This window comes from Rheinheimera sp. SA_1, from assembly GCF_001669775.1.
Lineage (GTDB): Bacteria > Pseudomonadota > Gammaproteobacteria > Enterobacterales > Alteromonadaceae > Pararheinheimera.
Genome location: NZ_LXWK01000016.1, coordinates 280439 through 296186 on the forward strand (window position 1 = coordinate 280439; position 15748 = coordinate 296186).

Here is a 15748-nt window from a genome sequence, read left to right on the forward strand (position 1 = left end):
AAATTGAAATTATAAATCCTTCCAATTCCAAATTCAGCGGCCAGACCGCTGCAATGAATTGTAAGTTTCTTGTTTACCTAATAGTGAAATTAAACCGTTAGCTAAAGTATGCCGCCAGCCAAGATGTGAATGACCACCTTTATATTGATAATAATCAACTCGATAACCTTTAAGCTCCAAAACATCCCGCAGCTGGCGATTGGTACCAACAGCCCCCAAACCGAGATCATACAAGCCAACATCAAGGTAGAAATGTACATCCCGTTTGGCTGAACGCTTGTAGTCCAGAATAAGCTTGCCTTCAAATTCAGGATAAACAGGCCAGTTTTCTTGTTCTTGCAGGGTGTAGTAAAAAGAGCCCGACTGGGATAACACGCCACCAATGATATTTGAATGACGTAGCGCAGTATTTGCTGCGGCGAAGCCACCCCGACTCGGCCCTGAGACCAGCACATTTTTTGGCTCTGGCGCTATATGGTAGTTTTTTCTGGCCCATGCAACTAACTCCAGGGCAACAAAGTCGGCCATTTTGTCACTAATCAGATCAGCTGAACGATTGCCCTGATTGTGGATAAAAATAGCGATGGTTGGCGCTATTTTCTTTTGATGTATTAGGTTATCCAGAATTGTGGGCATTGGCGTCCATCCTTGCCAAACTGAATCGTGCTCTGGACTGGCCGTGAAATTTTGCCCGTCAAATTGCAGTACCAGATTATGCGCAACTTTTGGATCATACGAAGCTGGTACATAAACCTGAATATTGCGCTGCTCTGCCATAAACTTGCTGTTAATTTGAAAGTCGCGCAATGCTCCTTTGGGCGTGGACTGTGTTGCCTGGATAAATGAAGATAATGGCGCCGTTGGGCCAATCACCGCGCCATCATAGAGATGTGTCATTGCTGTTTGTTCAATACCGGCTAAAGCTGTCGCTTTTTTACGTGTAAATTCATTCACGCCATAACTGAACCATGCATCACTTGGGATATCCTGAACACAAAAATAGATATGGCTATTACCTAATCGCTTGAATCTTAATCCATAAAAATCGGGACCACCGGACTGCAACATATAATCCGTATCGGCACTGCCTTGAGCAAAGTAAGTTACAGTGACCATTTTTTCATCATTTTTCTTCAGTTCAACCAGATGTTTTTCAACCAGCTTATTGTAAAAATTTAGTGCCGCCTGATGATCTGTTAATTGCGTCAGCCAAATTTTATAAAGCGTATCGGTGGGATATTCAATTCGGGCGATACTTTCCTGCTCTGGCGTAACTGGATGGGCATGCACCGCGAATGTGAACAGTAGCAGCGCCAGTATGATAAAAATCTGATTCATTGATTAACCTTTGCTCCTTGCTTTGTTATATAAAATCTAACGTTTAGCGAGTGCTGAGTGATGAATGACCCAATAAGCTAATGCGACAAATACGCCACCCAATAAAACGGCTAACGACCACAGCCAAGCGCTGACAAATGCCAAGGAACCATGCTCTTTTTGCAGTCGGTTCGCGTCGTGCAATACTGCCACGCCAAAACCAATATGTACCAAAAACATACCAATCATTGGCAGAACAGCCCAGGTAAGACCAAAGGTCATGATCTGATCAGAATTGAAATGACTAGAATTAAAATCCATTTTATATACCTGTGTGAGATGAATGTGATGCTGCGATTAAGCCGTTGCCTCGATTGAACAGAACCCGCAAATATCGGTTCCTGCTACATTCTTTGCTGAATTTAACGCATCGGAAATTAACCTTTAACCTACATAAAATCAACCGCTCTAGTATGTTAAAGGCAATAAAAATCATCCATTTGCTGACTTTATTGGGTATTTAGCTCATGGCTTGCTAAATAGTCTGGCGAAAATCAGACAACACTATTTGATCACAAACCATATCGGGTGAAAAGAGGTTTTTCTACAGTCTCGACGACCCGCGCATGCACAACAAACAGCGCCAGCCAGGCAATTTAAAAACTAACGACAGCAAAACCACGCTGCCGCCTCCGGGTCGTTGGCGCAAGAGGCCAACGGATTTAATTCCTTTTAACTACCTTTCGAGCATGTTGCACGATGAACACCGGCGCTGCCGAAACGAACGTGCAAACCTACCGCACGTTACTAAAAATCGCTATTAAACCGACTTTGCTTTTCAAGCTAACGTTTGAGCATGCCGCAAAATGTTAACTTGAGCGAATGGTTAGGCCGCATTTGCAATACGCCGACTAAAATCCGAACTTTCCGTGATACACGCAGTATCCGATTGGAATGTAACCTTTGCCTGGTATCTCATATAAATAGATGCTATCAGAGTATGCAGGCACCGGAAGCACCTTCAATACCGAGTGCACAATGAGTGCGTGATCATATACATTTGATTGATTGAAGCTATCTATACTGAACGCCTGTCTGTACTCCGGATAAATCTTAACTCTTGGAAAGGGTATCAGTTCGGTAAATGGAATGCGGACATGATTGTGAGGGGATTCTCTTAAGTGGAATTCCATTGTAAACGCGAGCCGAGCCTTCTTTTGTTGATTTACAGAGAATTCAACCCTTCCGCCGCTGGATATAAATCGATAATGTAGAAGGCCAATTCTTCGAAGCTGCACGGTGCTTTTGCCTATACCGCTCATACTTCCTCTAAATTGTGCGAGGGTTGGGACTAACGCAAGTCGTTCAGTGTCTTTATGCCATAGCGCCCTAAGACTGGTAAGGATCATTTCCTCATAAACCAGAAGATGATCCTCCCAATCAGGAAGTATCTTAATGCTTTCGTCACGTGTGAGTCCTAGTTCACTAATTTTTCTCTTAATTCCTTGAATGTCGTAGTAAACATCAAAGGTTAGTTCAGAAGGGAAAAGTGAAGCAATGTTTAGGCTTAAAGCAAAGATAATCGCGATTATAGCGCCTACAATAGCGGTAGCCCTAAAAAGTTGAATTTCAGTAAAAAGCCTTCCAATTGGAAGATCAAGTCCGAAAGCTCCAATCTTTGAGTTCTGTAGAAATAATCCAATTCTACCAGTTGCAGCGATTTCAGTTGTCGTAATTGCTAGGGTGAGGAGGGTTATCGCAATAGCAAAAGGTAAATACAAGCGCAAAAAGATTCGCCAAGTCGAATTTGGGTTGCTGTGCATACAAGTGCCTTATTGGAAAATTTGTTCGTGGCTCGAAAAATACCTACTGAAGCCGGTATGTAATGATTCGACCTAACTCCCGCCACAAACGCAAGCAATTTGTTGCGAGTCGAGCGCCCAAAGGGCGCGTTTTTAATGGCGTTTGTTAACGCATCTGAACACGAATACATACTAAGTAAACAAAGCCTCAAGCTGTGCTTTTTGTTCAGTGCTAAGCGCATTTATCGTCTTCAATGCATCTTTAAGTGCTGCTTTGGCGTCTTCTGCCATTTTGAAATGTAAGTAAGCCTTAATTAAGGCTGTGTGAGCATTCAACGATTGAGGATAATTTTCACGATTCCACTTCAGCAATGCCAATGCATCATCTTGCCGATTTAAATATTGCAACCACCCAGCGTAACCGTTGGCTTTATCTTCCGGGATCATGAGGTCTGTTTTGAGAAGTTTCGAGCGACTGGCAAACTTTGCCTGCAAATCAGCCAAAGCTTTAGGCTCACCTTCTGGAATAGGCCATTCGGAAAACAAGTACTTTAATCCGGCATACTGCCCTTGCAACACGGTCGAATTGTGAGTTTCGTTGCTAAATATCTTGGACGCCACAACCAACTCGTCAGATGGATAACGTGCAAACAAATCAACAAATCGTTGATACGGCTCTGTCATGGTCGGTTCTTCATTGGCTATAGATACATACAAGCGCCCTTGCAAGCGATGGTTTTTTAAAGCTGGTTCAGATAACCCAAGCAGCTGGTCTTTATTCCAATATAAAGACGGGCTGATGGCGATAACGCCATGAAACAAGCCTGGTCGTTTCACCAACGCATTGATTGCAAACTGACCACCATGCGACGTACCGGAGAGTACTTGATAGTCCAGAGTGCGGTACTGTTGTTTCACAAAAGGAATCACTTCGTTTTCGACAAAGGCTAAAAATCTGTCTGCATTTTCCAATTGATTGGGGTTTTGCTTGTCTGATGGAGTTAAAGTCAGGTCTCTGACACGTGTTTCTGGTGGGTTAACAATACCGACCACAATCATTGGCGGCATCTGCTCAAATTTTGATAAATAATCTACCGTACCGGCCGTATGTGGACCCTGAATGTCACCATCGGTCAGGTATAACACCGGATAACGATGCTGACTATTTTGATAACCCCATGGTAGGTAGATCACCAGGTCACGCTTTTCGCCAAGCACAGCACTATCAATCACCAGTTCTTGTAATACAGGGAGGCGCGCAGCAGCCCAGCTACTCCAGTGGCTTCCAAGTATGAGCAGCAGTAATCCATAAATTATTTTTTTCATTATTTTTCCTTAATTTTATGACGTTACTCGTAACTAGGACGCGAAACGCGTTTTAGCGCTAGCGCTTCAAGCAGGGGCGATGTAAAACTGGCGCTAATTTTGCTCCAGCAAAATTGTTGACAGCTTTTGCCGAGTCCGACTGCTGCCGCTTGTTATCTTCAAATTTAAATGAACCACTTCCCTTGTCGCATTAGATATTGGTCTCGTTGCTTTGTGATCCTAACCATATTTGAAATCGCACCATTAGCGATTCCGTGATCCATATCTGTTAGAAACCTTTCAACCTCAGATTGGCTAGCATGAAGAATTACATCCAAATATTCACGTAGTTTCTCTTTGGTGAGCGCTGACCTACCGGCTTGAAATGGATAATGTAGTGTCGCCTGTAAAAATGCCGCTCTTTCGCTATCATTTTCGAGAACCAGAAAATCACGCATTTCCAATTCAACTGAAACTTCGTACTCCATATGCCCACTAGCAACAAGAAACTCTAAGTTATATGTCTCCCCGTCTTTCGTAGCCTGCATGTAAAGCTCACTGAACCTAATTTCCTTCAAGGATTCCTCACTAAATTTTCACGCTCTGACCAGAAAGATAACGCCGCCAACACGGGCAGCTTTGTAGCGAAGGCGAAGCCGCAGCGGAAAAACTGTCCCCCGTGCTTGGCCTTGTTAGGCAATACCTCTACCGCACATATTGATATACTCTTCGCCTGTTATAAATGAAATATCAAAAAAACCAGGTTTAATTCTTTTATAAAACTTATCATCTGAAACAAAGTAATCTGCGCGTGAAGCATAAATTAAATGCCCATAATCAAATCCATCGTTGGCCCCCGCTAGTTGGCTTTCAGACAAAGCCTTTGAGATACCTAAAACTATTGCTTTCAGGTAGATATTTATTTGATCGTCATTTGAATATTTTGCTAAAGCCCTAGAATACCTTGGATCATCAATGGTTGATCCTGCACCCAGTTGATTTAGAATAAAATCCCTAAGCATAATTTCAGTTCGAAGCTGAACAAGACAAGGCGTCAAATCTAAATCACGTTCCTCTTTTCTCTGTTCCTTTGTCATCACGGAGATTGCAGAATTTATTACAGACTTAGTGCTTAGACTAAAATTATAATCATATTCAATGAATGTTTCTAAAGTATAGTCCTCACCACCTAGATTAAATCTAACATCTTTTAAATCTTGATAATTTTTTGACAAAACAATCTCATCCATCATTTTTCTTGTAGCTTCGACATCCGTATCTTCTAAGTCGAACCCAAACACTCTGGTCATAATCGTTTTTGGGGACTCCCATATTATCTTAATTCCAGATTCCTGAATTTTCGACAATACATTCTTCCGTTTTAAATATTCTAATTCTGAATTGATCCCTGATATTGTTTCAAAAACTGACAATTGTGAAGCGAGGACAGTACAGTCTGAGCATTCATTTAATCGAGTGATTTTCCGTATACAGTTTGTATCAAAATAAAATTTCATTTTTCAACCTAACTAGAATCGTTGAAATTGCCTAACAACTTAATAAAATGGACAGAACCCGCAAGACGCAACTTCTGTTGCCTTTTTTCATGAATTTCACTCATAAGAAGTTAACCTTTAACCCACATTAAATCAACTATTTCAGGGTAAATCCAGGAACCGATACTTGCTCAACAACTACGGTATGTCCGCGAGACGGTGGTGAAAAAACTCGGTAAAACCACTGTATTGACGATCAGCGTTAATTGGTCTGATTTGGAATTATTGCACTCGAAATTTGTACCCTATTTGTAGGGGGAGCAATCCTTTAGCCGGCAAAAAATGGGATATTTTCGGAAATTGTAAAGTGGCGTTATACGAGCGAATTCAACAGCAGATTCGGGATTAAACAACTGAAACAACAAGAAATATCTTGAATAATTAAGATCACAAAACACGATAAATTAAGCAAGGCAGCTAGCTCGTGGACAAGCAGCGCCAAATCAACCACATACTCAAAACTAAATCACCACAGCATTCCTAACTAAACCAATTCCGCCGGGGTCATTTCCACTAACTTTTTCGCGAGGTCTGCGGCATCAGTTGGCCACACTGCCTCTGGTCTTGGTTGGTCGACGCCGGTCACGCCTTCTTGCGGTTTACAGTTTTGCATTGCATCAAGCCAGTCGGAACGTACCGATGATAGGCCGTGAACAGCGCCTACGACTGCAGCGGCAATGGCAGCGTAACTGCCGGTGTCGCCACCTTGTTTGATACTTTCAGTGATGGCGTCGCTGACCGATTTTGCGTACAGCATTTGCCAGATGGCATTGTGAAAAGCACATAACACCGGTTGCGCCGGGTCATGGTAGTTGGCGGGCGGCATAAATAACGCCTGGTCAATCAGTTGTTTTAACACTGAATCAACTTTGAGGTCTCGCGCCCATTGCTGCAAATCCTGATACAACTCGTCGGCTGTCGAGCCTTCATCAATCGCCTTTGCCAGCAACATCGCATACAAGCCACTGGCTTGCTGACATAGCAGCGCAGGCTGCGTTAACGCTGTATCCTGCATCGCCCAGGCGGCAATTTGCGGTAAGGAGAAATGCACACCAAGAATGGAAATCGGCAGTAAGCGGGAAAGGGCCGCCAAGCTGCAATCGTGTTCACTGGGTTGATGGGTCAAGGCTCGATGCAGCGCAGGCGCAATGGCGAAAGGATCGGTTTGTAACCAGTATTGATAAGCCTGCCAGGCCGTATCTTCGCGGTAACAACCATAAAACAGCAGCATCCTGCTCTGTAATATGACCAGCTCGCCATCTTCGGTCGGCTGACCTGCTAGCGAATGCCAGGGGCCGCTGTCCTGCATCGTTAACAGTGCCTGTGGGTCTCGATGTGAAAGCTCCGCCAGCGGTAAAAATTCCACCTGCACACCCAGCGCATCCGCCGCCAGAAAACTTAATAGTGCAGCTTGAGCCCGTGCGACTTTCGCAGCAATTGCCGCCTGATCAGGTGCAGTGTTGACAATCTCCATCAGGTTCTCCATTTTTTGTGACCGGCAGGTGCGACAGACAGATGCACTCAGCTTACTTAAGAGATTGATTATTTACCAGTTTTAGCTGAATTTTTTAGCAGATCCAGGCATTGTGCCAGCTGTTGTTGCCAGCCGGTCAGCTGCAGGTTAAAAGTTGTCTGTACTTTGTCAGTATTGAGCCTTGAATTTTTTGGTCTTGCTGCAGGCCGCGCTAGTTCACTACTGCTAATTGCAGCAATCACCTGGCATTCATGCAACAAACCTTTGGCCTTGGCTTGGGCAAATATTGCGGTGGCGAATTCCAGCCAACTGCAGTAGCCGGTGGCGCACAGGTGATAAATGCCACTGAGCGTTGTGGCTTGGTGCGGAGGCATTTGCAGCAACTGCTGCAACATTTGTTGCACCACCGCCGATAATTGCGGCGCATAGGTCGGCGCGCCAATCTGGTCCGAGACGATTTTTAACGGCGCGGTTGATTGCCTCGCTAACCGCAGCATCGTCAGTAGGAAATTCTGCCCCTGGCTGTCGTATAACCAACTGGTGCGGATCAATAAATGCTGACAACCTGATGCCTGAATTGCCAGCTCGCCCGCTCTTTTACTGCGGCCATAAATTTGCAAAGGCCGGCATTCATCGGTTTCACACCAAGGTATTTCACCTGAACCATCAAACACATAATCGGTGGAGAAATGCACCAGCCAAATGTTATGTGCCGCTGCATATTCAGCCAGTTGTTGCACAAAATACTGATTTAGCTGCATGGCAAGTTCAACTGAAGTTTCAGCGACATCAACCTGGGTCATGGCTGCTGCGTTGACCAACAAATCACAACGATTTTGCTGTAACCATTGCTGCACTGCTGCCACATCGGATAGATCAAGTTGCAGCCTCGTTGGTGCTAAAACTTCGCCAAGTGGCGCCAGATCACGCTGTAACGCCCGGCCTAACTGACCGCTGCCCCCGAATAATCCGATAATCACGATAAAGGCCTTGTAGGGAAAGTTGTTGGATATTTTAAATGGCCGTAACCAAAACCGTTAACAGTTGAGTGTGCCTTTCAGATACCAAAAAGCCAACCCTTTTGGAGTTGGCTTTTTACGATCAGGCGTTATTGATGGTGACTTATCAGCCGCCGTATTTTTTCGCCAGATATAACCAGGTTTCCAGCACGGTATCCGGGTTTAATGACACTGAATCAATGCCTTGCTCCATCAACCAAGCGGCAAAATCTTCGTGATCTGAAGGGCCCTGGCCACAGATCCCGACATATTTGCCTTTGGCTTTGGCGGTGGAAATCGCCATCGACAACAGCTTTTTGATTGCCGGATTACGCTCATCAAATAAATGCGCGATTAAGCCAGAGTCACGATCCAAGCCCAGCGTTAGCTGCGTTAAGTCGTTGGAACCAATCGAGAAACCATCGAAATATTCGAGGAATTCTTCGGCCAATAAACAGTTACTTGGCAGTTCGCACATCATAATGACTTTCAGGCCATTTTCGCCGCGTTTTAAACCTTGTTCTGCCAGCAACTCAATAACCGATGCTGCTTCTTCTAAGGTCCGCACAAACGGGATCATAATTTCGACATTAGTAAAGCCCATGTCGTTACGCACCCGTTTTAACGCTTCACATTCCATGGCGAAACAATCGCGGAAATCTTCGGAAATATAACGCGACGCACCCCGGAAACCGATCATCGGGTTTTCTTCGTGTGGCTCGTATTGCTGACCACCAATTAAGTTAGCGTATTCGTTCGATTTAAAATCGGACATCCGCACAATCACCCGCTCTGGCGAAAACGCTGCCGCTAAGGTTGAAATACCTTCGGTCAGTTTGCCGACATAATATTCCCGCGGCGAAGCATAACCGGCCATCATCTCATCGATCACGGCTTTAATATCCGAAGGTTGCACGTCGTAATTCAGCAAAGCTTTCGGGTGCACGCCAATACCGCGGTTGATGATAAATTCCAGACGCGCCAGACCAATACCGGCATGTGGCAACTTGGCGAAGCTAAACGCCCGCTCCGGATTACCGACGTTCATCATGATTTTCATTTTCAGCGGTGGCATTTGGTCAACACGGGAAGTCGCCACGTTAAATGGCAAAATACCATCATAAACAAAACCAGTGTCGCCTTCTGCGCAAGAAACTGTCACTTGTTGACCGGTTTTCACGGTACTTGTGGCGTTACCACAACCAACCACCGCCGGAATACCCAGTTCACGTGCAATAATAGCCGCGTGACAAGTACGGCCACCACGGTTAGTGACAATGGCTGACGCGCGTTTCATGATCGGTTCCCAGTCCGGATCGGTCATGTCGGTAATGAGCACATCACCTGGTAAAATCTGGTCCATATCAGCGATGCTTGACAGCACTTTGGCGGTGCCTGAACCAATTTTATGACCAATGGCGCGACCTTCAACCACGATTGGCGCTGTACCTTCAAGCTGGTAGCGTTCCATCAGATTACTGTCTTCGCGTGAGCGCACAGTTTCCGGACGGGCTTGGACGATATACAGCTTGCCGTCGATACCATCTTTCGCCCATTCGATATCCATGGCGCGGCCATAGTGTTTTTCGATGGTGATGGCTTGACGCGCCAGTTCTTCCACTTCGGCATCCGTTAACGAGAACTGACGGCTTTTTGCCTGGGGAATATCTTCAATTTTGACTTGTTTGCCGTGACCTTGTTCGGTCGAATACACCATCTGTACTAATTTTGAGCCTAAGGTGCGCCGCACCACGGCCGGACGACCGGCAGTGACTGTTGGTTTGTGCACATAAAATTCGTCAGGGTTGACTGCGCCCTGCACCACCATTTCACCTAAACCGTATGATGATGTGACAAACACCACGTCTTCAAAACCTGATTCAGTGTCGATAGAGAACATCACGCCAGAAGAGGCGCAATCAGAGCGCACCATGCGCTGGATACCGGCTGATAATGCCACACCACGATGGTCATAACCCTGGTGGACCCGGTAAGAAATGGCGCGGTCATTAAATAACGAGGCAAATACGTGTTTGATGGCTTCAATCACCGCATCATAACCACGGACGTTTAAGAAGGTTTCCTGTTGACCGGCAAAAGAAGCGTCTGGCATATCTTCAGCGGTGGCAGAGGAACGGACTGCGAAAGACGCGTCGTTTTCAAAGCCGGCGCAAAGCTCGGCATAGGCAGTACGAATGGCTTGTTCAAATTCAGGTTGGAATGGCGTTTCAATCACCCATTGCCGGATTTGTGCGCCGGCTTTGGCAAGTTCGGTTACATTGTCTACATCAGTTTTGTCGAGCAGTTGATAAATCCGCTCGTTGACGCCACTCTGCTCCAGAAACTGATTAAAAGCTTCGGCTGTGGTGGCGAATCCGCCTGGTACTTGTACTCCGGCATTTGCCAGATTACTGATCATCTCACCCAATGAGGCATTCTTGCCGCCGACCCGAGGAACATCGTGCATGCCCAAGTCCTGATACCAAACAACGAATTCTTGCACAGTATGTCTCCAATTTTTGTTGCAGGTTAGGTAAGCTTACGAAGCGTGCGACATAAGCACAAAGATTTTACACTGCCAGACGGCTTAAATAAAACCTTAATTTATAATGTAATTTTATAACGACAACTAAGGATCAATGATGCGCACAGCCTTTTATATCTCTGATGGCACCGGCATTACGTCAGAAGTGTTCGGACACGCCTTACTCTCTCTATTTGAAGCAGAATTTGACCATGTCACCATCCCGTTTGTTGAAACTTCTGATAAAGCCTTACATACCAAACAACGGATAAACGATCGTTATAAAACTACCGGAGTGCGGCCTTTGGTATTTTTAACCTTTGTGGATGAAGGTCTTAGAGCCATCATCAATAGCTCAGATGGTGTCTGTTACGACTTTTTAAACGCTTTTGTCGAACCGATGCAAAAAGAACTCGGTATTCAGGCGATGCCAAAAACCCACCGCACCCATAGCATTCACGAAAAAACCTATGATTTTCGGATAGATGCGGTGAACTACGCTTTGGCCAATGACGATGGTTCTAACTTAAAAGACTACGCCAAAGCCGATATTATTCTGGTTGGCGTCAGTCGCTCCGGTAAAACGCCAACCAGCCTTTATTTAGCGCTGCAGTATGGTATTAAAGCTGCGAATTACCCTTTTGTCGAAGAAGATATGGACAGCCTGAAGCTGCCGGAAGTGCTCAAAGCCAATAAAACTAAATTATTTGGCCTGACCATTACGCCGCAACGTTTGTCGCAGATCCGAGAACAACGCCGTCCAAATAGCCGTTATGCTTCATTGCGCCAATGCAAACTGGAACTGGATGAAGTGGAAAATCTGTACAAAAAAGAGCGGATCCCGTTCCTAAATTCGACCACCTTGTCGATTGAGGAAATTTCAGCCAAAATCATGGCTGAAACCGGTTTAAAACGGCAGAAATATTAAGGGTTTGTTAGAGTTTAAACCAAGCGGCGCCTGGTTGAATTGAACAGGCCGCTGGCGAATACTTTCTACCATCGTCAAAGCAAAGGAAGGCACAGATGCATAGTATTGATCCTTTACCATCCTGGCACGAGGGAGCCAATAAAAAGGCCATCCTCGACTTTATTCATCGCACGACCGATCATACTTCGCCTTATTTTGTGCCACATGCCGCCCGTATTGCGGTATTTGATAACGACGGGACTTTGTGGCTGGAAAAACCCAAAGTGACTGAAATTGTGTTTATCACTGATCTGCTAAAGCACAATCCACAGCAAGCCGTGACCGACGGCAACAGTTTTTTTGGCGGTTTGTTTGGGGCGGCACTGGGCGGAGTACTTAGTAAAGCCCGACATTTTTTAGCGGTAAAAATTAAAGAAATGCTGTCAGATGGTCGCTGGTTGATCCGCGAATTTATTGATGGCATCAGTACCGATGAATATAAACTTTGGGCACAATCGTGGCTGGCGCAGGCACAACATCCTCGTTTCCAGCGTCCATATACCGAATTGGTGTATCAGCCAATGCTCGAAGTTCTGAAGCTGTTTGCCGAGCATGGCTTTAAAAATTACATCGTATCGGGTGGCAGTAATTATTTCGTGCGCGCTATGTGCGAGCCTTGTTATCACATCCCGCCAGAGCAAGCCATTGGTAGCCAGTTATTAACCCGGTTGACCGATCATGGTGGCCAGCTACAGGTGGAACTGCGCCCTATTCCGTGGTTTTTTGATAATGGCGCCGGCAAAGTGCTGGCCATTGAAAGCCGCATCGACCGTCATCCAATTGCCGCTTTTGGTAACAGCAGCGGTGATATCAAAATGTTACGCTGGGCCAGCAGTACACCGGGCGCGTTGTGCATGATGGTGCATCACACCGATGCAGAGCGCGAGTATCAATACAGCCCCGGCAGTAAAGTGCTGGATGCGGTCACTGAATATGGCTGGCCAATGATTGATATGAAAAATGATTGGCGACTGGTGTTTCCGGAACCCATTACACCCTCTGAAGAGATCACCGGATGAAAGCTGTTTTATTAGCCACCTTGTTATGTTTGCCGGCATTGGCCGTTGGCGCCACTGCTGTTCTCAGCGAACGGAATCAGGCGCAGTTACAGGATCAAATTCTCAGCCAGCGTTTTAGTCAGCTGCTACAACCCTTGATGCAACGCGAGAATATCGACTTATGGCTGCTGGTATCCCGCGAATATAACGAAGATCCGGTGTTAACAACCATGTTACCCGCCACCTGGTTATCCGCCAGGCGCCGCACTATGCTGGTGATTTTTAACCCGGGTCATGGTAAGCCGTTGCAACTGCACGCGGTCGCACGGTACGACGTAGGTGAACTGTTTAAAAAAGCCTGGGATGTTGAGCAACAACCTGATCAATGGCAGGCTTTACGTACGCTTATCCAAAGTAAAAATCCGCAAAGAATTGGCATTAATCAATCGGAATTTTTTGGTCATGCCGACGGTATGGTGGCCACAGAACTTAGCACGTTAAAACAACATCTTGGCGCAGATTTAAGCGCTAAAATAGTCAGCGCAGAAAAACTGGCGGTTGGCTGGCTGGAAACCCGCTCCAAACTCGAATTGCAGCAGTATCCTAACCTGACCAACATCGGCCATCAGTTAATCAAACGGGCTTTTTCTAATGAAGTCGTGACACCGGGTAAAACCACCACCGAGGATGTGGTGTGGTGGTTACGCCAGCAAAGTACCGAACTTGGCTTGCCGGTTTGGTTTCACCCGACCGTGTCGTTGCAGCGTGCCAGTTCCGGTAAATTTGATCAGATTAAAGCGTTCAGCGCTGCAAAATCTGACAATGTCATTCTGCCCGGCGACTTACTACATGTCGATTTTGGTCTGACTTACCTAAGACTAAACTCCGATCAGCAGCAACATGCTTATGTGCTGCGCCCCGGCGAAACAAAAGCTCCGGATTATTTGCTCCGTGCGTTGGCAAAAGGCAATCAGCTACAGGATATCTTAACTTCCAACTTTAAAACCGGTCGCACTGGCAATGAACTACTGAAAATAAGCCTGCAGCAAGCTAAAACACAGCAGCTGCAGGCGACGATTTACAGCCATCCACTCGGCCATCATGGCCACGGCGCCGGCCCTACTATTGGCATGTGGGATGCACAACAAGGTGTTGCTGGTAGTGGCGACTATCCAATAACAGCCAATACCGCTTATTCGATTGAGCTGAACGTAGCTGTCGAAATCCCGCAATGGGGCAACAGTATTCGGGTGATGCTGGAAGAAGATGGATATTTTGATGGAGACAAATTTCAGTATTTTAATGGCCGCCAGACTGAACTACATCTGATCCAAACGCCGTAGAAAGACAGCCCGGCTGATTGCCGGGCGTTTTTGGACCCGGCCATGCAGCAGATACCACAACAGCAGAACGTACCACAGACTCCGTCAAGCCAGCAAACCACTGCGGTGTACTGGTTTCGCCAAGACTTAAGGTTATCCGACAACCCGGGCCTCAGCTTCGCCTGTCAGCAATGCTTGCAGCAAGGCAGTAACTTGGCGTTTGTGGTTTGTCTGCCAAAAGACCAACAGACCCGCTGGGGATTTGCGCGTGTTGGCCAACATCGGAAAATGTATCTGGCTGATACAGTCCGCGAACTGGCGGCGCAGTGTGAACTGCTAGGCAACCGGCTGCTGGTGGTAGCTGGCGATCCTGCCACGCAACTGGCAGCATTGATGCGTAAGCTTAATGCGACCACACTTTACTGCGAAGAAATTGCAGCGCCTGAAGAAATTGCTGAAATTTCGGCTCTGCGACAACAAGGTTTGATGGCGAACAGCTTTGAAGTGTTAACGACCTGGCAATCAAGCTTGCTGGAATCAACACAGTTGCCTTTTCAGATTGCTGAACTACCTCTGGTTTTTACTGTTTTTCGCAATCTGGTTGAAAAAGCCGATTGCCGCCCGAGACCACCATTACCAATGATTTCACAATTGCCGGCGATGCCGGAACAAGCCGCTGCAATAGAAAGTATTGACCTCTTTCGCTGGGCAGGTGTCGCAGAAACAGATGTGCGCAGTTCGTTTCCCTATCAACTATTGTTCGCGCGGGCCGGAGAAGCTGCTGCACAACAACATCTGCAGCGTTATTTTCAGTCAGGTTTGGCCCGTAACTATAAAGAAACCCGTAATGGCTTGATTGGCTTTGATTATTCAACCAAGTTTTCGCCGTGGTTGGCCAGTGGCGCGGTCTCTGCGCTGCAAATCTTTGCGCAGTTAGCTGCTCACGAAGCCGAACATGGCCAAAATGACAGTACCTATTGGATTTGGTTTGAACTGCTATGGCGCGACTATTTCCGTTTTCTGCATTTACGCTTTGGGCGGCAACTGTACCTGGCGAATGGTCTAAAATCACAGCAACAACACCCGCAAAAACGCCCACATCATCCAGTGCTTTTCCAGCGCTGGTGTCAGGGAAAGACCGGACAGCCTTTGATTGATGCTGGCATGCGCGAACTTGCCGCGACCGGCTATCTGTCTAACCGGATGCGGCAAATTGTCGCAAGTTATCTGGTGAACGACCTGCAGTGTGACTGGCGTGCCGGTGCCGCCTGGTTTGAAGCACAGCTCATTGACTATGACGTGTATAGCAATCAGGGCAACTGGTTGTATCTGGCTGGATTTGGCACTGACCCACGCTCAAACCGGCGCTTTAATCTGGAAAAACAGCTGCAAATTTATGATCCGGAGCATACATATCTGCAGATGTGGCGGACTTAGTCAGAATTTTCGTCTTAAACACCGATGTATATATCTACCGGCACAGGT

General features: G+C 46.4%; 13 protein-coding genes. 4 read left to right on the forward strand and 9 right to left on the reverse strand.

Going from position 1 to position 15748, the window contains the following annotated elements; genetic code table 11:
• Positions 1–33: 33 nt before the first annotated feature.
• From A5320_RS13310 to ppsA, 9 genes are all read right to left on the reverse strand, one after another.
• Positions 34–1338 (reverse strand): alpha/beta hydrolase, encoded by a 1305-nt coding sequence (locus tag A5320_RS13310; RefSeq protein ID WP_068065569.1) that lies wholly within the window; start codon positions 1336–1338, stop codon positions 34–36.
• Positions 1339–1374: 36 nt separating this feature from the next.
• Positions 1375–1638, reverse strand: a complete 264-nt coding sequence (locus tag A5320_RS13315) for a hypothetical protein (protein ID WP_068065570.1) — start codon at positions 1636–1638, stop codon at positions 1375–1377.
• A 590-nt stretch (positions 1639–2228) separates the two neighbouring features.
• Positions 2229–3140, reverse strand: a complete 912-nt coding sequence (locus tag A5320_RS13320; protein WP_068065573.1) for a hypothetical protein — start codon at positions 3138–3140, stop codon at positions 2229–2231.
• A gap of 171 nt (positions 3141–3311) precedes the next feature.
• Positions 3312–4445, reverse strand: coding sequence for an alpha/beta hydrolase (locus A5320_RS13325; protein ID WP_068065578.1), 1134 nt, complete (start codon positions 4443–4445; stop codon positions 3312–3314).
• A gap of 164 nt (positions 4446–4609) precedes the next feature.
• Complete coding sequence (locus A5320_RS13330; protein ID WP_157605839.1) at positions 4610–5002, reverse strand: hypothetical protein; 393 nt, start codon at positions 5000–5002, stop codon at positions 4610–4612.
• 114 nt (positions 5003–5116) lie between these two features.
• Positions 5117–5941 carry a hypothetical protein gene (locus tag A5320_RS13335; RefSeq protein WP_157605842.1) on the reverse strand — a complete coding sequence of 275 codons (825 nt, stop codon included), beginning with the start codon at positions 5939–5941 and terminating at the stop codon, positions 5117–5119.
• A 523-nt stretch (positions 5942–6464) separates the two neighbouring features.
• Positions 6465–7454 carry an ADP-ribosylglycohydrolase family protein gene (locus tag A5320_RS13340; protein ID WP_068065585.1) on the reverse strand — a complete coding sequence of 330 codons (990 nt, stop codon included), beginning with the start codon at positions 7452–7454 and terminating at the stop codon, positions 6465–6467.
• Between the two features lie 68 nt (positions 7455–7522).
• The gene (rfbD, locus tag A5320_RS13345; protein ID WP_068065586.1) at positions 7523–8434 is read right to left on the reverse strand and encodes a dTDP-4-dehydrorhamnose reductase; all 912 of its coding nucleotides are present in this window, start codon (positions 8432–8434) and stop codon (positions 7523–7525) included.
• 145 nt (positions 8435–8579) lie between these two features.
• Positions 8580–10955, reverse strand: a complete 2376-nt coding sequence (gene ppsA, locus A5320_RS13350; protein ID WP_068065592.1) for a phosphoenolpyruvate synthase — start codon at positions 10953–10955, stop codon at positions 8580–8582.
• Between the two features lie 139 nt (positions 10956–11094).
• Between ppsA and ppsR the strand changes: the two genes are divergently transcribed.
• The 4 genes from ppsR to A5320_RS13370 all read left to right on the forward strand — a co-directional run bounded on the left by ppsR (position 11095) and on the right by A5320_RS13370 (position 15700).
• Positions 11095–11904: a posphoenolpyruvate synthetase regulatory kinase/phosphorylase PpsR gene (gene ppsR / locus A5320_RS13355; RefSeq protein WP_068065595.1), complete on the forward strand. Its 810-nt coding sequence runs from the start codon at positions 11095–11097 to the stop codon at positions 11902–11904.
• A 95-nt stretch (positions 11905–11999) separates the two neighbouring features.
• A complete protein-coding gene (locus tag A5320_RS13360; RefSeq protein ID WP_068065596.1) occupies positions 12000–12962 on the forward strand; it encodes an HAD family hydrolase in 963 nt (320 codons plus the stop codon).
• The gene (locus tag A5320_RS13365; protein WP_068065597.1) at positions 12959–14284 is read left to right on the forward strand and encodes a M24 family metallopeptidase; all 1326 of its coding nucleotides are present in this window, start codon (positions 12959–12961) and stop codon (positions 14282–14284) included. The genes A5320_RS13360 and A5320_RS13365 overlap by 4 nt, the downstream gene beginning before the upstream one ends.
• A 42-nt stretch (positions 14285–14326) precedes the next feature.
• A complete protein-coding gene (locus A5320_RS13370) occupies positions 14327–15700 on the forward strand; it encodes a DASH family cryptochrome (RefSeq protein WP_068065600.1) in 1374 nt (457 codons plus the stop codon).
• The last annotated feature ends 48 nt before the right edge of the window (positions 15701–15748 follow it).

What these genes read in the sequence shown, in the direction of transcription:
- A5320_RS13315 (WP_068065570.1), bottom strand. Translation starts at nt 1,638, where the DNA reads ATGGATTTTAATTCTAGTCATTTCAATTCTGATCAGATCATGACCTTT.
- A5320_RS13360 (WP_068065596.1), top strand. Translation starts at nt 12,000, where the DNA reads ATGCATAGTATTGATCCTTTACCATCCTGGCACGAGGGAGCCAATAAA.
- A5320_RS13370 (WP_068065600.1), top strand. Translation starts at nt 14,327, where the DNA reads ATGCAGCAGATACCACAACAGCAGAACGTACCACAGACTCCGTCAAGC.
- ppsR (WP_068065595.1), top strand. Translation starts at nt 11,095, where the DNA reads ATGCGCACAGCCTTTTATATCTCTGATGGCACCGGCATTACGTCAGAA.
- A5320_RS13320 (WP_068065573.1), bottom strand. Translation starts at nt 3,140, where the DNA reads ATGCACAGCAACCCAAATTCGACTTGGCGAATCTTTTTGCGCTTGTAT.
- A5320_RS13335 (WP_157605842.1), bottom strand. Translation starts at nt 5,941, where the DNA reads ATGAAATTTTATTTTGATACAAACTGTATACGGAAAATCACTCGATTA.
- A5320_RS13365 (WP_068065597.1), top strand. Translation starts at nt 12,959, where the DNA reads ATGAAAGCTGTTTTATTAGCCACCTTGTTATGTTTGCCGGCATTGGCC.
- A5320_RS13340 (WP_068065585.1), bottom strand. Translation starts at nt 7,454, where the DNA reads ATGGAGATTGTCAACACTGCACCTGATCAGGCGGCAATTGCTGCGAAA.
- A5320_RS13325 (WP_068065578.1), bottom strand. Translation starts at nt 4,445, where the DNA reads ATGAAAAAAATAATTTATGGATTACTGCTGCTCATACTTGGAAGCCAC.
- A5320_RS13310 (WP_068065569.1), bottom strand. Translation starts at nt 1,338, where the DNA reads ATGAATCAGATTTTTATCATACTGGCGCTGCTACTGTTCACATTCGCG.